The following is a 19,107-nucleotide window of genomic DNA, read 5'->3' as shown; positions in this document are numbered from 1 at the left end:
TCAGGCGGTGAGGTCGAAGCGGATGAGCGTGGGCCCGGCGACCTCCGGCTGAGGGAGCGTCAGCGTGAGCGCACCGCCGTCGCGGGCGACCTCGATCGGCGTGCCGTCGGCGAGGCGCGCCGAGCCGGCATCGACCGAGTCGGAGACGCCGGTCAGGGTGACGACGTCGGTCGCGTCGACGAAGGCGTTCGCGGTGTCACCGGTGCGCGTCCAGCGCAGCCAGGGTTCGTCGGACGGCGCGGTGATCTCGTGGTCGAGCGTCGCGGAGCCGAACACCGCCTCCCCGTTGACTGCGTTCCAGGCGGCGAGGTGCTCGAGGGTGCGTCGCTGCAGATCCGGAACGGTGCCGCGGGCCGTGAGGCCGACGTTCAGGAGCAGGTTGCCGCCGCGCGAGACGATGTCGACGAAGGTCTTCACCGCATCCGGGCCGCTCAGCAGGTGGGTCTCGTCTTCGAGCGTGTTGTGCCCGAACGAGTAGCCGATGCCGCGGCAGTTCTCCCAGCCGCCGTCGCCTTCGACGCTGAGACCGTTCTGGTATTCGCTGGTGCGGAAGTCCCAGTGCGTCTCGCCCCAGCGGTCGTTGGCGACGCCGTCGGGCCGCGCGGCGTAGAACTTGTCGAACAGCCGCTCCATCGAGAACGGGCCCGACGGCTTGCCGGCATCCGGCCACTCGATGTCGCCCCACAGGACGTCGGGGGAGTAGCGCTCGATGAGGTCGTCCACGTGCGTGTACGCGTACTCGGCGTAGGCCGCGTCGACCGGACGGCCGAACTGCTGGTCGTCACCGGTGATCGGCGGGAGGTCGGAGAAGTGCCAGTCGAGGCCGCCGGAGTAGTAGACGCCGAACCTCAGCCCGGCATCCCGTGTCGCTTTCTCGAACTCGCCCACCAGGTCGCGGCGGGGGCCGCGGGCGACGGTGTTGCGCCCATCCGTGCCGGGCGCATCCCACAGGGTCACCCCGTCGTGGTGCTTGGTGGTGGGCACGAAGTACCCGGCGCCCGTGCTCTTCACCAGGGCCAGGAAGTCATCGGGGTCGAAGTCCTCCGGGTTCCACTGGTCGATGAAGTCGTCGTACGGCGCGCCGCCGAACGCGTCGCGCTGGTGCTGGGCCGCCGGGCTGTCCTCGATGCGGATCGTGTTGTAATACCACTCGGCGTAGGGGTTGTGCGCGAACCAGTACTCCTTCTCGATGGTGCCGAGCTCGCCGATCGGTTCGGCCCAGGCAGGGACGGAGTACGGACCCCAATGGACGAAGATGCCGAGCTTCGCATCGCTGAACCAGCGGGGGAGCTCGCGCTCGAACCGCTGGTAGTTCTCGGGGCGGACGGGGTCGTCTTTGAACATGGCCACGCTGAGATTCTCCTTCTTCGTCGAACGGATTGTGGGACGCATCCCGAGTCCATATCCTATAGGCAATAGCATCCCACCTCAAAGGAGAGTTCTGACCGTGGATTCGACCATCACCGCCCTTCCCGACGCGTTCGTGCGCCCGACCGACTTCCAACTGCCCGGCGGCGAGTGGTTCGTCGGCGCCGGCTTCGGCCTCTTCGTGCACTGGGATCACGCCAGTCAGCAGGGGATCGAGATCTCGTGGCCGCTGGTCGGCCGATCGATCATCCCGGGCTCCGACGCCGTCGAGGACACGGTGTCGGTGGAGCAGTACCAATCGACAGCGCCCACCTTCGACCCGGTCGAGTGGGACGCGGTCGCCCTCGCGCGGCTCGCGAAGAAGGCCGGCGCGCGGTACGTCGTGTTCACGGCCCGCCACCACGCCGGATACTCGATGTTCCACACCGCCCACTCCGGGTTCGGCATCGAGCAGTCCCCCTTCGGCCGCGACATCACCCGCGAGTTCGTCGAGGCGATCCGCGCCGAGGGCATCCGGGTCGGCATCTACTACAGCCTCCCGGACTGGAACCACCCCGATTATCCGGCCTTCGAGATGAGCGACCGCCCGTATGCGCTGGAGCACTGGCCGGCCGCCGGCGACCCGCAGAACGCCGGGACGCCGGTCGCCGACGACAAGCACCGCCGGTCGTCGCCCGAGGCATGGGCGCGCTACCAGGAGTACCTGCGCGGTCAGCTGACCGAGATCCTCACGAACTACGGCACCATCGACCTGCTGTGGTTCGACGGGGAGTGGGAGCGATCGGAGGCGGAGTGGGACAGCGCCGGCCTGCGAGCGCACATCAAATCGCTGCAGCCGGACGTCGTCATCAACGACCGCTTGCTCGGCCAGGGCGACTACAAGACGCCGGAGCAGGGCTTCCCCGTCACCGCTCCGCACGGCCCGTGGGAGCTGTGTCTCACCATCGGCCAGATGTGGGCGTGGCGACCGGGCGACACCAAGAGCAAGAGCACGACCTCTCTCGTGACCACCCTGATCGAGGTCGCCTCGCGCGGCGGCAACCTCCTGCTCAACATCGGGCCGAAGGGCGACGGCAGTCTGAACGAGTCGCAGGTGCGCACCCTGGAGGAGATCGGCGGCTGGATGGATGCGCACGGCGAGAGCGTGGTCGGCGTGTCACCGACGGTGGGCGTCGATTACTACGGTCCCTCCACCGCGCGCCCGGGCACGGTCTACCTGCATCTGGTGATGCGCCCGATCGAGCAGGTCATCGTGCGCGGCATCCCGGTCGGCCGAGTGAGCGGCGTTCGCCTGCTCGCGACCGGGGAGGCACTCGACTACGAGGTCAACTACGAGGTGCACGAGCAGCCGGCGCCCGGCCAGGACCCGCTGGGGGAGCTGCTGATCGCTGCTCCGACCCCGTCGGGGGCTGTGATCGACGTCATCGCGATCGACTTCGCCTGATCCGCCGCCCCGGACGGCAGACCGGATCTCCTACTTGACCCGTCGGGCGCATCCGCTTATGCTCCCCAATAACCTATATCAAAGACCCTATAGGATCGTGATTCCCCACCAGCCGGTGCGACACCGAGGCGGGATCTACGAAACAGCAGGCTCAGTAGGCGATCACATTTGATGAATCCAATGGAGGAGGCACAGCAAGTGACACCACGAAGCAAGCGTGCGGCAGGCCGGATCGGAACTGCCATCGTACTCGCCGGAGCGCTCACGGCGCTCGCAGGATGCGCGGGTGGCGGCGGCAGCGCGGCCGGCGGCCCCATCTCGATGTACACCTGGGTCAGCAGTCAGAGCGACCGCGACCAGTGGCAGGGCTTCATCGACCTGGGCAAGAGAGTGGACCCGAAGCTCGACGTGACCATCGACGGTCCGAGCTTCAACGACTACTGGACGAAGGTCAAGACGCGTCTCAGCGGCTCGAACCCGCCCTGCCTGCTCACCACGCAGGCGGCGCGCGCCCAGGAGCTCGGCGGACTGCTCATGCCGCTCGACGATCTGATCAAGAAGTACAAGCTCGACACCTCGGCGTTCGACGCATCGATGCTCAAGGGCATGACCGTCGACGGCACCATCCGGGCCATCCCGTACGACGCCGAGCCGATCGTGCTCTACTACAACGCCGACAACTTCAAGAAGGCGGGACTGGCCCTGCCGAGCACCACGTACACGCGTGACCAGTTCCTCGCCGACGCCAAGAAGCTGACCACGGGAAGCCACAAGGCGCTGGCGATCGAGCCCGGCTTCTTCATCCCGAACGCGTGGGCGATCGCCGACGGCGCCGAGGCCGTGAAGAAGGGCAAGCTCGACCTGACGAACTCCGACCTCGTCGACCAGGTGCAGTCGTACTTCGACCTGGTCAACAAGGAGGGCATCGCGGCCGCGCCCAACGCGGCAGACGGTTCGGATGTCGCCCAGGCTGCGTTCACGGGCGGCAACACCGACATGCTGATCGAGGGTCCCTGGATGTACGGGACGTTCGCCAGTGCCGCCAAGTTCCAGATGGGCGTGACCATCGTTCCGAGCACCTCCGGCGAGGCGCACGGCATGACGGCGGGCTCGGGCTTCGGCATCGCCAAGAACTGCAAAGACCCGGATGGCGCGTTCAAGGCCATCCAGGCGATGACCGACACCAGCGTGCTCAAGGCACAGGCCGTCAAGCGCGGCATCGTCCCGTCCCGCGCCGACGCCCAGTCGGCCTGGGCCGAGGGCAAGACCCCGGAGGCCGCCGCCGCAGTGACGGCGCTCCTGGGCAACGCCACCGCGCAGCTGACCACGCCGACCTGGAACCAGGTGGAGACGCTCTTCACCCAGTACGGCGTCGAAGGGTACCGCGGTGACAAGAGCGCCAAGGACGTGATGAACACCATCCAGAACTCGGTGGGGCAGTAGCCGGATGGCTTCCCCGCTGATCACGGGCGCCGTCGTCTCGAAGGAGACGGCGGCGCCCGCCGCGCCCCCGACCCGCCCGTTCGGCGTGCCGCACCCCACTCCGCCGCAGCCCGGCCGCAAGGGGAGGAAGCGCAAGGGCGACGGACTCGTCGCACTCGCCTACCTGTCGCCCGGGCTCGCCGGCTTCACCTTCTTCATCCTGGTGCCGCTGATCGGCTCCCTGGTGATCAGCCTCTTCGAGTGGCCGCTGTTCGGCGCCCCGACCTTCATCGGGTTCGCGAACTACCAGAAGCTGTTCTCCGATCCCACCTTCTACACGGTGCTGATCAACACGGTGATCTTCGCCTTCGTCTACACCGCCCTCAACCTGGTGCTCGCGCTGGCCGTCTCGCTGTGGCTGAACACGCGCATCAAGTTCGCCGGCTTCTGGCGGGTCATCTTCTTCCTGCCCGCCATCACGCCGATGGTCGCCAACGCGCTCGTCTGGCGGCTCCTGCTCAGCGACAACGGGCTCGTGAACTCGGCGCTCGCCTCGGTGGGCATTCAGGGGCCGAGCTGGCTCTCCGATGCGTCGTTCGCCCTCTTCTCGGTGATCGCGATGTCGGTGTGGCAGTCGTTCGGCTACAACGTCATCGTGCTCTCCGCCGGCCTCGGCGGCATCCCGAAGGAGATCCTCGAGGCCTCCAGGATGGACGGCACGAGCGCCTGGCAGCGGTTGCGCTCGATCATCCTGCCGATGATCTCGCCGTCGCTGTTCTTCACCATGACCATGACGATGATCGGCGCGTTCCAGGTGTTCGTGCAGCCGCAGATCCTCACCCAGGGCGGCCCCGGTGAGTCGACGAACACGTTCGTGCTCTACCTCTATCGCAACGGGTTCGTGTTCGACCGGCTCGGCTATGCCTCCGCGCTCGCCTGGATCCTGTTCATCGTCGTGATGCTCATCACCGCCCTGCAGTTCGCCGGGCAGAAGAAGTGGGTCAACTATGACAAGTGACACCCTCGTGCGCGAAACCGCTCCGCACCGCAAGCCGCGGCTCCGTCGCGCTCAGAAGGTCAACGCGACCAAGACCTGGCTGAACACCCTCGTGATGGCGATCGTGGCCCTCGTCTTCACCTTCCCCTTCATCTGGATGTTCTTCTCGGCTCTCAAGCCCGAGTCGGAGGTGTTCGCCGCGAAGCCCACCTTCATCGGCTCCGAGGTGAAATGGTCGAACTTCGTCGATGCTTGGACGCTGGTGCCCTTCGGCCGGTTCATCTTCAACGGCTTCTTCGTGTCGATCATGGGCGCGCTGCTGTCGGTCATCGTGGCCGTGCTCTCGGCGTACGCGTTCTCGCGGCTGCGCTTCAAGTACCGCGACAAGATCTTCCTGCTCTACGTGTTCACGCTCGTGCTGCCTCAGGAAGTGCTCGTCGTCCCGCTGTTCATCATGATGAATCAGCTCGGCCTCGTCGACAGCTACGTGGCGCTGATCATCCCGTTCGCGTTCACCGCGTTCGGCACGTTCCTGCTGCGGCAGTTCTTCCTCACGATCCCGATCGAGTTCGAGGAGGCGGCGCTGATCGACGGTGCGTCGCGGTTCCGGACCCTCTGGTCGGTGCTGCTGCCGCAGCTGACCGCGCCGTTGTCGGTGCTGGCCGTCTTCTCGTTCGTCGGCTACTACAACTCGTACCTGTGGCCGCTGATCATCATCAACAGCCAGGAGCTGGCGACCGTGCCGCTCGGCCTGTCGATGTTCACCGGCGAGCACGGGACCCAATGGAGCCTGATGATGGCGGCGTCGACGCTCGCGATCATCCCGTCACTCATCATCGTCGCCGTGCTCCAGCGTCAGCTCATCAAGGGTGTCGCGCTCGGTGGCTTCGGCGGCCGGTGATGGACCTCGACACAACGAAAGCAGTTCAGATGACCCTCGCACCGGCCACCGGCACCGACCGCACCGCCCTCGACGGCACGATCGTCAGCGCGGAGGCGTGGCTGAGCGACCTCGAAGTCGAGACCGTGCGCACCGACGCGGTGCAGTCGTTCGTCAAGCAGGAGACCATCTTCGTGCGCATCCGCACCGCGGGCGGCGTGGAGGGGCTGGGCTACAGCTACACCATCGGCACGGGCGGGGGAGCGGTGCTCAGCCTGTTGCGCACGGGACTCCTCGATGTGCTCGTGGGCATGGACGCCCACCGCCCGGAGGCCGTCTGGCGTGCGCTGTTCTCCTCGACCCGCGCGACGACGGTGGGCGCGATCACCTCGCTCGCGCTCGCCGCGATCGACACGGCTGTCTGGGATGCGCGGTGCAAGGCCGCCGGCCTTCCGCTCTGGGTCGCGGCGGGTGGCGCGCGGCCAAGCATCCCGTTGTACGACACCGAGGGCGGCTGGCTGCATTTCAGCACCGACGAGCTGGTGGCGCAGGCCGTCGAGTCGAAGGCGCGCGGGATGCACGGTGTCAAGATCAAGGTCGGCAAGCCGCGCGGTCACGAGGACTACGAGCGGCTCGCAGCGGTGCGCGACGCGGTCGGGCCCGGCATGGACATCATGGTCGACGCCAATCAGTCGATGACGGCGGCCGAGGCCATCCGGCGGGCGGCGCTGTTCGAGAAGCTCGACATCTTCTGGTTCGAGGAGCCGCTGCCGGCGGAGGACGTGGCCGGTCACCGCCGGCTGGCCGAGGCGACCAGTCTTCCTGTCGCGGTGGGGGAGTCCATCTACTCCGTGGGGCAGTTCCGCGAGTACCTGCAGGCGAAGGCCGCGTCGATCGTGCAGGTGGACGTCGCCCGGGTCGGCGGCATCACGCCGTGGCTCAAGGTCGCGCACCTGGCGGAGGCGTTCAACGTCGCGGTGGCTCCGCACTTCTTGATGGAGCTGCACGTCTCGCTGTGCTGCGCCATCCCGAACTCTCTGTACCTCGAGCACATCCCGCAGCTGCGTGCCGTCACCTGCAGCGAGATGACGATCAGCGAGGGGGCCGGGGTGGCTCCGACGACGCCAGGCCTGGGCATCGAATGGGATCTCGACGCCATCGACGACCTGCGGGTCTCCTGAGGGAGGGCGGAATGGCGACAATGGACTCCGTGCACACGCTCGATGCGGCGAGGCCGTACGGACGCGGCGGCCTCACGGTCGGACCCGTCGGGTACGGCGTCGCCGCCCTCGGCAATCTCTACGCCGCCCGCGACGACAGCGTCTGGCCGCAGTGTGTGCCGGCGGCCTGGGACGCCGGCATCCGGTACTTCGACACGGCTCCGCACTACGGGCTCGGTCTCTCGGAGGAGCGTCTCGGCATCGGTCTGCGGGAGCTGCCCCGAGACGAGTACGTGCTGTCGACCAAGGTCGGGCGCGTGCTCGACCCCAACCCGGACTACCGCGACGGCGACACCGACATCGAGAACCTGTTCGCCGTTCCGTCGACGCGGCGCAGGCGCTTCGACTATTCGCGCGACGGCGTGCTGCGGTCGGTCGAGGACTCGCTGGACCGGCTCGGAGTGGATCGCATCGACGTGCTCTTCGTGCACGACCCCGACGACCACGAGCGCGAGGCCCTCGAGGGAGCCTTCCCTGCGCTCGACGAGCTGCGGTCGCAGGGCGTCATCCGGTCGTACGGCGCCGGAATGAATCAGTCGGCCATGCTCACCCGATTCATCCGCGAGACCGACCTCGACATCGTGATGTGCGCCGCTCGCTACACGCTGCTCGATCAGGGCGCGGCCCTCGATCTGCTGCCTGCAGCGGCAGAGCGGGGTGTCTCGGTCGCCGTCGCCGCAGTCTTCAACTCGGGGATCCTCGCCACCGACCGCCCACCGGCGGACGCGCGCTTCGACTATGCGGCGGCGCCGGACGGTCTGCGCGCCCGGGTGGAGCGCATCGCCGACATCGCCGCCCCGTATAACGTCACAGTGCCCCAACTGGCGGTGCAGTTCCCGCTGCGCCATCCGGCGGTGGCGACCGTCGTACTCGGCGCGGAATCCGCGGCGCAGATCACCAGGAACGCCGCACTGGGAGACGTGGTCGTGCCCCCTGAGCTGTGGCAGGAGCTCGAGGAGGCGGCGCTCATCTCATGAGAATCCTGCATCCTCTATCCTCTCTTTTCATTCACGCAAGATCTACGATGTCTGCATGAGCATCGAATCCGTACCCGGCGCACGCTTCCTCCCCGCGAGGAGAGCGCTCGCCGACGACGTCTACGACGCGGTTCTCGCCCTGCTCATGGACCAGGTGATCGAGCCGGGCAGCCGGGCCAGCATCGACGGCATCGCGCGACAGCTCAATGTGTCACCGACCCCCGTGCGCGAGGCGCTCGCCCGACTCGAGTCGGAGGGGCTGGTGGTCAAGCAGGCGCTCAAGGGCTACACGGCGGCGCCGCTGCTCGACAGCGAGGGGCTGCGTCAGCTGTTCGAGATGCGCCGGCTGATGGAGCCGTACGCCACGCGGAACGCGGTCGGTGAACTCACCCCCGAGACGCTCTCCGAACTCGCCGAGCTCTGCGCGGCGATGCACGCGAGCGGCCAGGCGGCCCAGAGCGGCGACGACCGGTTCGAGGACTACAAGGACTTCGCCGATCAGGATGCGGCCTTCCACCGCATCATCGCCGAGCACTCGGGCAATGCCCTGCTGTCGGATGCGATCGCGCGGCTGCGGTCGCACATGCACCAGTACCGCATCTACTTCAAGCACGGCGTCGTCGAGGAGACGTCCGGCGAGCACGAGGCGGTGCTGGAGGCCCTGCGTGCCGGGCGCCCGGCCGAGGCCGAGAAGGCGATGCTCGACCACATCACGAAGTCGTACAAGCGCATCTCCGCCAGCCTCGAGTCGGCCGAGGAGGTCGGTTAGACGCGCTTCCTGACCGTGAGGCGCCCCGCCACGGCGGGCGCCTCTTTTTATCGGTGGCGCAACGCACCTATATCCAATAGGATGTTGGTTACCTGCTCGACGCGACGACGCGCGGGCGGCGAAGGGAAAGAGGGCAGCGCGTGAGCACCATCACGGGATTCGATACAGTCGACGTCCGATTCGAGACGTCGGCGATGCTCGACGGCTCCGACGCCATGAACCCCGACCCCGACTACTCGGCCGCCTACCTGCGGGTCACCACGGACGCCGCCGACGGTCACGAGGGCCACGCGTTCGTCTTCACCATCGGCCGCGGGAACGACGTGCAGGTGGCGGCGATCGACGCCGTCGCCCACCGCGTGCTCGGGCGCGACGTCGAGGCGATCCTCGACGACCTCGGCGGTTTCTGGCGCGAGTTCGTCTACGACTCGCAGCTGCGCTGGCTCGGCCCCGAGAAGGGCGTGATGCACATGGCGATCGGCGCGGTCGTCAATGCGTTCTGGGACCTCAAGGCGAAACGCGCCGGCCTGCCGCTGTGGCAGCTGCTCGCCCGCATGAGCCCGGAGGAGATCGTCGCCCTCGTCGACTTCCGCTACCTGAGCGACGCCCTCACTGAAGACGACGCGCTGGGCATCCTGCGTGCCGCCCTGCCGGGGCGTGCCGAGCGCGAGGCCGCGCTGTTGGCGCTCGGCTATCCGGCGTACACCACGACTCCGGGATGGCTCGGCTACTCCGACGACAAGCTCCGCCGCCTGGCGCGCGAGGCCGTCGACGAGGGCTTCCAGCAGATCAAGCTCAAGGTGGGGGACCGGCTCGACGACGACGTGCGCCGGCTCCGCATCGCCCGCGAGACGGTCGGTCCCGACATCCGGATCGCGATCGACGCCAACCAGCGCTGGGACCGCGATCAGGCGATCGACTGGATCCGCGCTCTGGAACCGTTCGACCTGGCCTGGGTCGAGGAGCCGACCAGCCCCGACGACATCCTCGCCCATGCCGCCATCGCGCGTGCCGTCGCCCCCGTGCGCATCGCGACGGGCGAGCACGGGATGAGCCGGGTGCTGTTCAAGCAGCTGCTCCAGGCCGAGGCCGCATCGATCGTGCAGATCGACTCGACCCGCGTCGCCGGGGTCAACGAGAACATCGCCATCCTGCTGCTCGCGGCGAAGTTCGGGATCCCCGTCTGCCCGCACGCCGGCGGAGTCGGACTCTGCGAGGCCGTGCAGCACTTCTCGATGTTCGACTTCGTGGCCGTCTCCGGCAGCCAGGACGGCCGGATGATCGAGTACACCAAGCACTTGCACGAGCACTTCGTCGCGCCGGTCGAGCTGGTGGGCGGCCGCTACCGTGCCCCGCTCGCGCCGGGAATCGGCATGGAGATGCTCGCGTCGTCGCTGGCCGAGAACGAGTTCGGGGTGCGCGCGACCGCGTAGAGGCTGAGCGTCTTAGAGGCCGAGCGTCATGAAGTAGCTGTTCGGGTCGGCCGAATACGAGCCGAACGGGTCGCACGGCGCGAACCCTGCGCGCGCGTAGAGGCGGCGAGCAGGCTCGAAGAACTCCATCGAGCCCGTCTCCAGCGACAGTCGGCGCACGCCGCGCGAGCGAGCATCGGCGATCACGAATTCGAGCATCGCGGCCGCGATCCCCTCCCCGCGCCGTTCCGGATCGGTTCGCATGCTCTTGAGCTCCTCATGACCGGGGTCATCGGGAATCCCCAGGTCCGCGAGCGCCACCGTGCCGACGATCGCCGAGCCGTCACGGGCGACCCACAGCCGCACGCGCGGTTGCTGGAGACCCGTGAGATCGAGTGCGTGCCTGCTCTCCGCCGGAGCGGTCGGCTCGAGATCGTCGAGGTGCGCCTGGAGGAAGGCGTGCAGAGCGGGATCGGTGAAGTCGGCGCGTTCGATGATGAGTGTGGAGGGCACCGTAGAAGGCTATCGCCGTCGCGTTTCCGCTGTATCTCTCCTCAGCTGTGTCTCTTTTCAGCGGCGTGGGCGCAGGGAGTACATGCCGCCGTCGACCGCGAGGATCACACCGTTGGTCGACGCCGAGGTGGGGGAGGCGAGGTAGGCGACGGCCTCCGCGACCTCCTGCGGCTGCACCAGGCGACCGCTCGGCTGACGCGATTCGAGGGCGGCGCGTTCGGCATCCGGATCGGCGGCGGTGTCGAGCAGTCGCCCCACCCACGGGGTGTCGGCGGTGCCGGGAGCCACGGCGTTCACGCGGATGCCTCGGGAAAGGAAGTCGGTGGCCATCGCCAGGGTCATCGCCGACACCGCACCCTTCGACGCCGAGTAGAGCACCCGCTGCGGAAGGCCGGCCCACGCGGCGATCGAGCTGGTGAGCACCACCGCGGCGGCCGGCGACTTCTCGAGGTGGGGCAGCGCGTGACGCACGGTGCGGGCCGAGCCGATGACGTTCACGTTGAGCACGCGCATCCACTCGGCGTCGTCGTTGGCGGAGATGTCGCCCTGTGCCCCGATGCCCGCGTTCGCGACCACCACGTCGAGGCGGCCGGCGCCGGCCACGACCTCGGCGATCGCGGCACGCACGCTGTCGTCGTCGCCGATGTCGCACCGGATGCCCGTGTGCGGGTGCCCGACCGCCGCCGCGTCGAGGTCGAGGCAGTAGACCGTGGCGCCGCGCGCGGCGAGCTCGTCGGCGATGGCCTTGCCGAGTCCGGAGGCGCCGCCGGTGACCGCGGCGACGAGCCCTTCGAAATTCTGGGACACCTGTGTCTCTCCTTCTGTTCCGTTGTGATCAGTCGGCCGCGCGCACGTTCGTGCGCTGCTCGCCGAGTCCGTCGATGCCCAGCTCCACGACGTCGCCGGGAGCGAGGTAGGGGAACCGTCCCGACAGGCCGACGCCCTCCGGGGTTCCGGTGTTGATGAGATCGCCGGGCTCGAGCACCGTGAACTGGCTGAGGCGGTAGACGATCTCGGCGACACCGAAGATCAGGTCGGAGGTGGTCGACGACTGCCGGGGCTCGCCGTTCACGCGCGACCAGATGCCGAGCCCCGAGCCGTCGCCGACCTGCGCCGTCGGCACCAGCCAGGGGCCGAGGGGGTTGAAGGTCTCGAAGCTCTTGCCCTTGCTCCACTGACCGAGCGATCGCTGCAGCTGGTATTCGCGCTCGGAGACGTCGTTTGCGACGGTGAAGCCCGCGATGTGGGCGAGTGCCTCCGCCGGCGAGGCGAGATAGCGGGCGCGACGGCCGATGACGGCCGCGAGCTCCACCTCCCAGTCGGTCGTGGTCGATCCGGGTGGCACCAGGACGGTGTCGTTCGGCCCGACGACGGTGTTCGGGTGCTTGTAGAAGACGACGATGTCCGTCGGCGGCTCCGAGCCCGACTCGCGGGCGTGCGCCGCGTAGTTCATGCCGATACAGATGACGGCCGATGGCCGGGCGATCGGGGCGCCGACGCGCATCCCGGTGCCGTCGATGACGGGCAGTTCGCCCGCCAGCGCCGCGCGCTCGGCCGCCGCCAGCCCGTCGGCGGCGAGGAATGCCCCATCGATGTCGGCGGTCAGCGGGCGCAGATCCCAGCTGGTCTCGCCGTCACTGACGACGGGGATCTCGAATCCCGGCTCACCGAGCCGCTGGAATCGCATCGGGTGGGTCGGCATCGAGAGTCCTTTCGCTCGTGGGCTCCAGCCTATTACTATTTCCTATAGCATTTCAACGGAAGGAGCACTCGATGCGCATCGCCCTGCATTCGATCGTCCGCGACGGCCGGGAGGCCGGCTACGAGGAGGCGCATGCCGCCATCCCCGACGATCTGGTGGACTCGTTCGACCGGGTGGGCATCCACGACTGGACGATCTGGCGCAGCGGACAGGACCTCTTCCATCTCGTGGACTGCGACGATTTTGCCGTTGCGATGACCGCCCTCGACACCGACCCCGCGAACGAACGCTGGCAGGCGTTCATCGGACCGTACGTCGACCACTTCGTGACGACGGGCGACGGACCGGAGGGCATGATCGTCGGGCGCGTCTGGAGTCTCGGAGACCAACGCTCGATGCACCCGCATCAGCCGTAGCCACACAGCGCCCGACGGGTCCATGATGGCTGGGTGACGAGTCGGGATGAGCCGATCGGTCGCGGATCATGAATCCGGCGGCTCGCCGCGTGCAGCGCGTCTACCTGACCCTGATGCTCGGCAACACGCTGGCCGCCTCGTTCATCTGGGGCATCAACACCCTGTTCCTGCTCGACGCCGGGCTCACCAATTTCGAGGCGTTCGCCGCGAATGCGTTCTTCACCGCCGGCATGGTGATCTTCGAGATCCCGACCGGCGTCGTCGCCGACACCGTCGGGCGCAAGGCCTCGTACCTGCTGGGCACGGTCACCCTGTCGGTGACCACCGGCCTGTACTGGATGCTCTGGCTCTGGCACGCGCCGTTCGTCTGGTGGGCGATCGTGTCGGCGCTCCTCGGCCTGGGCTTCACGTTCTTCTCCGGTGCGGTCGATGCGTGGCTCGTCGACGCCCTTGCGTTCGCCAAGTACACCGGGAGCCTCGAGGCCGTCTTCGGCCGGGGCCTCGTCGTGACGGGCATCTCGATGTTCGCCGGATCGGTGCTCGGCGGCATCATCGCCCAGGCGACCAACCTCGGGGTGCCGTTCCTGCTGAGAGCCGGGGTGCTGGTGGTCATGCTGGTGTTCGCCGCCATCGTGATGAAAGACATGGGCTTCACGCCCGACCACTCGATGGGGCCGATCGCCGCGACGAGGAACGTGCTGAAACAGTCGATCGACCACGGCCTGCGCAAGCGCTCGGTGCGCTGGGTGATCCTGTCGGCGCCGTTCGCCTCCGGTGTCGGCATCTACGCCTTCTACGCCTTGCAGCCCTACCTGCTCCAGCTCTACGGCGACGAGACCGCGTACTCGATCGCCGGACTGGCCGCGGCCATCCTGTCGTTGGCGCAGGTCGCCGGCGGGATCCTCGCACATCGCATCCGGGGACTCTTCGCGAAGCGCACGACCACGGTGATCGGGGCCTCCCTGGTGAGCATCCTGGTGCTCGTGGTGCTGGGGGTGACGAGCCTCTTCTGGCTCGCGATCGTCTTCCTCGTGATCTGGGGCTTCGTGTTCGCGGTCGCCGGGCCGGTTCGTCAGGCGTACCTGAACGACATGATCCCGTCGAAGCAGCGCGCGACGGTGCTGTCGTTCGATTCGCTGTTCGGCAGCCTCGGCGGCGTGTTCATCCAGCCGGCACTGGGGCGCGCGGCCGACCTCTGGGGCTACGGAACGTCGCTCGTCATCGGGGGCGCCGTCGAGCTGATCGGCATCCCGTTCCTGTTCGCCAGCCGGCGGCAGAAGGACCCCGCCGACACCAAGACCGTGCAGACGGAGGCCGCGCCGGTCGAGCCCGGCGACGCCACGCAGGCCGGCCCGGATGCCCGCTGACCCGCTGTGCGCACCGCCGGAGACGATGCAACGCCGCAGACGCGCGATGACGGGTCGCGCCGCCCGCGTCCGCAGCGTGGGTGCTAGGCGCTGAGCCGCGGGTAGTCGGTGTAACCCTCGGCGCCGGCGGTGTAGAACGTCGACGGGTTGGGCTCGTTCTCCGGGTGCGCGCCCTGCCAGCGCTCCACGAGGTCGGGGTTGGCGATCGCGAGGCGACCGACGGCGACGGCGTCCGCGTGGGAGTTCTCCACCAGCGCGATCGCCTCGTCGCGGGTCGTGACGGTGCCGAAGCCGGTGTTGACGATGAACGCGCCGCCGAACCGTTCCCGCAGGTCCTGCACCAACTCGCCGGACGGATCGCGGTGCAGCACGCTCACGTAGGCCATCCCGAGCGGCGCCAAGCCGTCGACGACCGACCGGTAGGTGGCGGTGACGTCGTCGAGATCGGTCTCGACGACATCCTGGATGTTGTGCATCGGCGAGAGCCGGATGCCGACCCGGCCGGCACCGATGGCCTCACTGACCGCGGTCGCGACCTCGACGACGAAGCGGGCGCGGGCATCCGGGGACTGGCCGTAGTCGTCGTCCCGCTGGTTGGACACCGGGGAGAGGAACTGGTGGAGCAGGTAGCCGTTGGCTCCGTGCAGTTCGACCCCGTCGAAGCCGGCGGCGATCGCGTTGCCGGCAGCCGCGACGAACTCGGCCTTGACGTCGGAGAGCTCATCGGTGGTGAGCGCGTGAGGCAGGGCGTACCGCACCTTCCCGGTGGCGGTGCGGGTCTCGCCGTCGATCGCGATGGCGCTCGGTGCGACGATCCGGTCGGTCCCGGTCACGGCGGGGTGCGACACGCGTCCGCTGTGCATGAGCTGCATCACGATGCGCCCGCCCGCGGCGTGCACGGCGTCGGCGACGGCGCGCCAGCCCTCGATCTGCTCGGCGGTCACGATGCCCGGCTGGCCCGGGTAGGCGCGCGACTCGTGGCTCGGGTAGGTCCCCTCGGAGATGATCAGTCCGATGCTCGCGCGCTGTGCGTAGTGCTCTGCCACGAGCGGGCCGGGAACGCCGGTCTCGCTGGAACGTGTGCGGGTCAGCGGCGCCATGACGACGCGGTTGGGCAGCTGCAGATCGCCGAGCGCGACGGGGGAGAACAGATCCATAGAGGGGATGCCTTTCGATTGCGATGCCGCCTCGCAGTCGGAGCGCGGCCCCTGGGGCCAACTTGCGGCGGTCGTGCGCTATTCCGGCTTTCACCGGATTTTGCGGAAGGGACATCACGGTCCCTCAGGTGTGCGGCCCACAGGCGGGCGGGCCTCAGCGGCCGAGGGCCTCCAGGTCGTCTCGCACGCGCTGCGGCTCGGCGTCGATGGGCATGTCGAGGGTGTCCTCCACACCGTCGAGCGCGCCGGGGGCATCCGGGAGCAGGGCGGCGAACAGCGGGGTGAGATCGGTCTGCGCCGGACCCTTCTCGGCGACGAGCTCGAAGGTCTTGCGGTCGGCGGCGTCCGTGGTGAGGCTGCCGACGAGCACCTCCGCGATCTGCCGGCGGGAGATGACGCCGTCGCTGGAGTCGCCCGCGCGGTGCGTGTCTCCCTGCAGCAGCACGAGCCGGAGCTCGTCCGGCTCGTTGTAGTCGAACCATCCCGGGCGCACGATCGCGTACGGCCGCCCGCTCGCGCGCACGAGCCGTTCGCCCCGCCGCTTCCAGTCGGGCGACTCGCTCTCACGGTTGAAGGCGCCACCGCGGTCGGTGACGCCGATCATCGTCATCAGGGCGATGCGTGCTGGACGGTCGCCGAGCGCTGTCAGCACATTGCGCACCGCGCCGTAATCGACGGCCTCGGCGTCGGCCGGATTGTCGCCGTGCGAGCCGTGCGTGAAGATGACGGCGTCGACGCCGTCGACTGCTTCGCCGAGCGTCTCGGCGCGGGTGAGGTCGCCGACGACGAGTTGCGCCTCGGCCGGCAGGGCGTCCGCCTTGGCGGCATCCCGTACGAGCGCGCGGGTCGTGTGGCCCCTGCGGATGGCCTCGGCGACGGCGAGCCGGCCGATGCTGCCGGTCGCGCCGACGATCAGCACAGTCAGGGGAGCGGCGTTCACAGTTCCGGAAGTGGAAATAGACACGCCGCCACGATACGCGTAACTCCGGAACTCGCGACCTGTTCGGCCGCGAGATTCCGGAGTTACGGAGTTACAGAGTTACGACTGCGGTCAGGAGTTGCTGCGGCCCCGGATCGACCGGATGATCCAGCCGATCACGCCGACGAGCAGCAGGATGATCGCGATGTAGAGCAACCACTTCAGCGCGGTCACGAAGATGCCGAGACCGAAGAAGATGATGGCGAGAACGATGAGGATGATGAAAAGTACGGGCATCCGCACATGCTTTCACAATTCCGCTCAAACGATGGTCTCTCCCGGCGGAGCGTCCGATTGCTCCGGATCGGGGAGGCGCACCATCCGGAACGACAGGATGAAGCCGATGAGGGCCGCCAGGATCGGTGCGATCAGCGCGATCTGCAGGGCGATCGGCCGCGCCTCGGTGTTGATGCGCACGATCTCGTCCTGGATCTTCTGCGGCTGATCGGCCAGCTGTTTCGTCAGCTGGGTGTTGCTCAGCAGCTGGGCGTCCTCATCCAGCGCCTGTGCCACCTGCTGCTTCTCGGCGGCGGGAAGCACCTCGCTGGAGTTCGCGAGATTCGTGAACAACGGTGCCAGAGCCGCGAGCAACACCGCGCCGGCGACCGCGAGCCCGAACGACAGTCCGAACGATCCGGCGGCGGAGTTGACACCGGCCGCCTCGCTCACGCGTTCGTTCGAGATCGGCGACAACGTGTAGTTGTTGAGCTGGGAGACGAGCAGCCCCAGCCCGCCGCCGCAGATGATCAACGGCACCAGCAGCCACCAGCCGGAGTCCGCCCGGGGAATGACGAACACCAGGCTGATCAGTCCGACCGCCAGCAGCAGGAAGCCCCACCGAACGAGTCCCGCCGGTCGTCGCTTCGTCAGGCGCCTCCCCGCGACCAGTGCGACGGCGAACATGGTGAGCGACAGCGGTGCGATCGAGAGCCCTGCCTCGAGCGCGTTGTACTCGAACACCATCTGCAGGTACAGGGGCAGCACGATCATCGTGCCGCCGAGGGCGATCTGCTGCAGCATCTGCTGGCTGATGCCGAACCGGAACCGCGGGAGCGTGAACAGGTCCGGATCGAGCAGGGCCGCCTGGTGCCGGCGTTTGCGGCGCAGGAGCCAGAAGACCAGCCCGAACAGCCCCGCAATGCCGACGGCGATCAGCAGGCCGACGTAGCCGGCGCCCTCCTGCCAGGCCAGGATGCCGAGAACGATGCCGCCCATCCCGACCACCGAGAGGAGCGAGCCGACCACGTCGACTTTGCGGGAGCCCGTGTACGGGACGTCGCGCACCAGCCGGATGCCCGACAGCACGACGGCGATGATCACTGCCTCGAGGAGGAACGCGATGCGCCACGAGAGGAACGTGGTGATCACGCCGCCGAGGAGCGGACCGACGGCGGCGGCGATGGCGGCCGAGGCTCCGACCAGCGCGTACACGCGCGCCTGCGCCGACCCCTCGAAGTTGCCGTGGATCAGCGACTGCATCGAGGGCAGGAGCAGCGACGCGCCCAGCCCGCCGATCACCGCCCAGAAAACGATGATGGCCAGGATGCTCTGGGCCAGGGTCATCGCGATCGCTCCGATCGCGTAGGCCACGAGACCGATCACATAGGCGCGTTTACGCCCGATGAGGTCGCCGACCTTGCCGCCGATCAGGATGAAGGCGGCCGAGACGAGCGCTTCCAGAGCGATCGCCGACTGCACGCTGCTGACCGTCGAATCGAGGTCGCGTACGACGGCCGAGATCGACACGTTCATGATGGACGTGTCGACCACCAGCACGAACATGGCCATCGCGAGAAGCAGCGCCAGCATCCCGTTGAACTTGGCGGCCTGCGCCGGTGGAGCCGTGTCCTTCGTCATGCGGTGTCCTTCGTCACGAGGATGTCCGTCATGAGGTCGTCGGCCGGCGCGGCGCGCTCCCGCCGTGGGCCGTCACGGCGTAGATCACGAGAACGTCGAGCGCGATGAGGATCGCGGACCACCATGGCTGCGCCGGGATGAGGAAGAGCTGACCGATCGCGCTCAGAATCGCCAGGATCACGACGACGATCCGCGCCCAGAGCGCACCGGCGAACAGGCCGCCCGACGCGAGGACGGCCAGGATCCCGATGATCAGGTTCCACCAGCCCCACCCGGAGATGTCGAAGATGAAGAGGGAGCCGTGCGCGACCACGTAGTACGGGTCGGGCGCGAACAGGGCGACGATGCCCTGGAGAACGCTGAAAAGGCCAGAGATGAGAACGACGAGGGCGGCGAACGCTCTCCAGCCCGACATGGTCGCACTGTCAGCGGTGGTCATCGGCTGGTCTCCTTCGGCTCGTACCGCCCGCGACACGCGCGAACTGATGGCCCGAAACTAGCCACGCCGCCCGCGCAGCGCATCATCCCCGCGGAATGAGATCGCGAACATCACCCGACGAGGATGATTCCGCGCAGGCTCGGCGCGGGTGACGATGTGGAGAGAGGGTCTCGCGGCATCGGACCGGC

General features: G+C 68.2%; 19 protein-coding genes. 10 read left to right on the top strand and 9 right to left on the bottom strand.

Features of this window, described 5'->3' with window-relative positions; genetic code table 11:
* The gene (locus AC1DB1_RS10020) at positions 1-1,392 is read right to left on the bottom strand and encodes an alpha-L-fucosidase (protein ID WP_477200661.1); all 1,392 of its coding nucleotides are present in this window, start codon (positions 1,390-1,392) and stop codon (positions 1-3) included.
* A gap of 55 nt (positions 1,393-1,447) precedes the next feature.
* On the opposite strand from AC1DB1_RS10020, the gene AC1DB1_RS10015 reads away from it, so the two are divergent.
* The 8 genes from AC1DB1_RS10015 (at position 1,448) to AC1DB1_RS09980 (ending at position 10,510) form a co-directional block, all read left to right on the top strand.
* A complete protein-coding gene (locus AC1DB1_RS10015; RefSeq protein ID WP_477200660.1) occupies positions 1,448-2,812 on the top strand; it encodes an alpha-L-fucosidase in 1,365 nt (454 codons plus the stop codon).
* Positions 2,813-3,010: 198 nt separating this feature from the next.
* Positions 3,011-4,255 (top strand): ABC transporter substrate-binding protein, encoded by a 1,245-nt coding sequence (locus AC1DB1_RS10010; RefSeq protein ID WP_477200659.1) that lies wholly within the window; start codon positions 3,011-3,013, stop codon positions 4,253-4,255.
* 4 nt (positions 4,256-4,259) lie between these two features.
* Positions 4,260-5,252 carry a carbohydrate ABC transporter permease gene (locus AC1DB1_RS10005; protein WP_477200658.1) on the top strand — a complete coding sequence of 331 codons (993 nt, stop codon included), beginning with the start codon at positions 4,260-4,262 and terminating at the stop codon, positions 5,250-5,252.
* Positions 5,242-6,132 carry a carbohydrate ABC transporter permease gene (locus tag AC1DB1_RS10000; RefSeq protein ID WP_271177804.1) on the top strand — a complete coding sequence of 297 codons (891 nt, stop codon included), beginning with the start codon at positions 5,242-5,244 and terminating at the stop codon, positions 6,130-6,132. The genes AC1DB1_RS10005 and AC1DB1_RS10000 overlap by 11 nt, the downstream gene beginning before the upstream one ends.
* A gap of 29 nt (positions 6,133-6,161) precedes the next feature.
* The gene (locus tag AC1DB1_RS09995) at positions 6,162-7,292 is read left to right on the top strand and encodes a mandelate racemase/muconate lactonizing enzyme family protein (RefSeq protein ID WP_477200657.1); all 1,131 of its coding nucleotides are present in this window, start codon (positions 6,162-6,164) and stop codon (positions 7,290-7,292) included.
* A gap of 11 nt (positions 7,293-7,303) precedes the next feature.
* Entirely contained in the window at positions 7,304-8,308 is a 1,005-nt protein-coding gene (locus AC1DB1_RS09990; protein ID WP_477200656.1) for an aldo/keto reductase, read from the top strand.
* Positions 8,309-8,363: 55 nt separating this feature from the next.
* Positions 8,364-9,077, top strand: coding sequence for a GntR family transcriptional regulator (locus AC1DB1_RS09985; protein WP_477200655.1), 714 nt, complete (start codon positions 8,364-8,366; stop codon positions 9,075-9,077).
* A 140-nt stretch (positions 9,078-9,217) separates the two neighbouring features.
* Positions 9,218-10,510: an enolase C-terminal domain-like protein gene (locus AC1DB1_RS09980; protein WP_477200654.1), complete on the top strand. Its 1,293-nt coding sequence runs from the start codon at positions 9,218-9,220 to the stop codon at positions 10,508-10,510.
* A 12-nt stretch (positions 10,511-10,522) separates the two neighbouring features.
* Here AC1DB1_RS09980 and AC1DB1_RS09975 read toward each other — a convergent pair whose 3' ends face one another.
* From AC1DB1_RS09975 to AC1DB1_RS09965, 3 genes are read right to left on the bottom strand one after another with little or no spacing between them, the layout of a single operon-like run.
* The gene (locus AC1DB1_RS09975) at positions 10,523-11,002 is read right to left on the bottom strand and encodes a GNAT family N-acetyltransferase (protein ID WP_477200653.1); all 480 of its coding nucleotides are present in this window, start codon (positions 11,000-11,002) and stop codon (positions 10,523-10,525) included.
* Positions 11,003-11,059: 57 nt separating this feature from the next.
* Positions 11,060-11,809 (bottom strand): SDR family NAD(P)-dependent oxidoreductase, encoded by a 750-nt coding sequence (locus AC1DB1_RS09970; RefSeq protein ID WP_477200652.1) that lies wholly within the window; start codon positions 11,807-11,809, stop codon positions 11,060-11,062.
* Positions 11,810-11,837: 28 nt separating this feature from the next.
* Positions 11,838-12,689, bottom strand: a complete 852-nt coding sequence (locus AC1DB1_RS09965; RefSeq protein WP_477200846.1) for a fumarylacetoacetate hydrolase family protein — start codon at positions 12,687-12,689, stop codon at positions 11,838-11,840.
* 86 nt (positions 12,690-12,775) lie between these two features.
* Here AC1DB1_RS09965 and AC1DB1_RS09960 point away from each other — a divergent pair, with 86 nt between their 5' ends.
* Positions 12,776-13,120: an L-rhamnose mutarotase gene (locus tag AC1DB1_RS09960; RefSeq protein ID WP_477200651.1), complete on the top strand. Its 345-nt coding sequence runs from the start codon at positions 12,776-12,778 to the stop codon at positions 13,118-13,120.
* Positions 13,121-13,188: 68 nt separating this feature from the next.
* Complete coding sequence (locus AC1DB1_RS09955; protein ID WP_477200650.1) at positions 13,189-14,487, top strand: MFS transporter; 1,299 nt, start codon at positions 13,189-13,191, stop codon at positions 14,485-14,487.
* 83 nt (positions 14,488-14,570) lie between these two features.
* Here the strand turns inward: AC1DB1_RS09955 and AC1DB1_RS09950 are convergent, their stop codons facing one another.
* From AC1DB1_RS09950 to AC1DB1_RS09930, 5 genes are all read right to left on the bottom strand, one after another.
* Entirely contained in the window at positions 14,571-15,644 is a 1,074-nt protein-coding gene (locus AC1DB1_RS09950; RefSeq protein WP_477200649.1) for an alkene reductase, read from the bottom strand.
* 154 nt (positions 15,645-15,798) lie between these two features.
* A complete protein-coding gene (locus AC1DB1_RS09945; RefSeq protein ID WP_477200648.1) occupies positions 15,799-16,608 on the bottom strand; it encodes an SDR family oxidoreductase in 810 nt (269 codons plus the stop codon).
* 87 nt (positions 16,609-16,695) lie between these two features.
* A complete protein-coding gene (locus tag AC1DB1_RS09940; RefSeq protein ID WP_271177815.1) occupies positions 16,696-16,860 on the bottom strand; it encodes a hypothetical protein in 165 nt (54 codons plus the stop codon).
* Between the two features lie 24 nt (positions 16,861-16,884).
* The gene (locus AC1DB1_RS09935; RefSeq protein WP_271177816.1) at positions 16,885-18,480 is read right to left on the bottom strand and encodes an MFS transporter; all 1,596 of its coding nucleotides are present in this window, start codon (positions 18,478-18,480) and stop codon (positions 16,885-16,887) included.
* Positions 18,481-18,508: 28 nt separating this feature from the next.
* The gene (locus AC1DB1_RS09930; protein ID WP_477200647.1) at positions 18,509-18,919 is read right to left on the bottom strand and encodes a DUF7144 family membrane protein; all 411 of its coding nucleotides are present in this window, start codon (positions 18,917-18,919) and stop codon (positions 18,509-18,511) included.
* Positions 18,920-19,107: the final 188 nt, after the last annotated feature.

Source organism: Leifsonia sp. 10N434, assembly GCF_056394405.1.
The sequence above is the reverse complement of the archived record's forward strand: the minus strand, read 5'-3'. Positions and strand labels throughout refer to the sequence as shown.

Coding starts and splice junctions, on each gene's coding strand:
- AC1DB1_RS10020 (WP_477200661.1), bottom strand. CDS start 1,392: ATGCGTCCCACAATCCGTTCGACGAAGAAGGAGAATCTCAGCGTGGCC.
- AC1DB1_RS10005 (WP_477200658.1), top strand. CDS start 4,260: ATGGCTTCCCCGCTGATCACGGGCGCCGTCGTCTCGAAGGAGACGGCG.
- AC1DB1_RS10000 (WP_271177804.1), top strand. CDS start 5,242: ATGACAAGTGACACCCTCGTGCGCGAAACCGCTCCGCACCGCAAGCCG.
- AC1DB1_RS09995 (WP_477200657.1), top strand. CDS start 6,162: ATGACCCTCGCACCGGCCACCGGCACCGACCGCACCGCCCTCGACGGC.
- AC1DB1_RS09990 (WP_477200656.1), top strand. CDS start 7,304: ATGGCGACAATGGACTCCGTGCACACGCTCGATGCGGCGAGGCCGTAC.
- AC1DB1_RS09985 (WP_477200655.1), top strand. CDS start 8,364: ATGAGCATCGAATCCGTACCCGGCGCACGCTTCCTCCCCGCGAGGAGA.
- AC1DB1_RS09965 (WP_477200846.1), bottom strand. CDS start 12,689: ATGCGATTCCAGCGGCTCGGTGAGCCGGGATTCGAGATCCCCGTCGTC.
- AC1DB1_RS09960 (WP_477200651.1), top strand. CDS start 12,776: ATGCGCATCGCCCTGCATTCGATCGTCCGCGACGGCCGGGAGGCCGGC.
- AC1DB1_RS09955 (WP_477200650.1), top strand. CDS start 13,189: ATGAATCCGGCGGCTCGCCGCGTGCAGCGCGTCTACCTGACCCTGATG.
- AC1DB1_RS09950 (WP_477200649.1), bottom strand. CDS start 15,644: ATGGATCTGTTCTCCCCCGTCGCGCTCGGCGATCTGCAGCTGCCCAAC.
- AC1DB1_RS09940 (WP_271177815.1), bottom strand. CDS start 16,860: ATGCCCGTACTTTTCATCATCCTCATCGTTCTCGCCATCATCTTCTTC.
- AC1DB1_RS09935 (WP_271177816.1), bottom strand. CDS start 18,480: ATGACGAAGGACACGGCTCCACCGGCGCAGGCCGCCAAGTTCAACGGG.
- AC1DB1_RS09930 (WP_477200647.1), bottom strand. CDS start 18,919: ATGACCACCGCTGACAGTGCGACCATGTCGGGCTGGAGAGCGTTCGCC.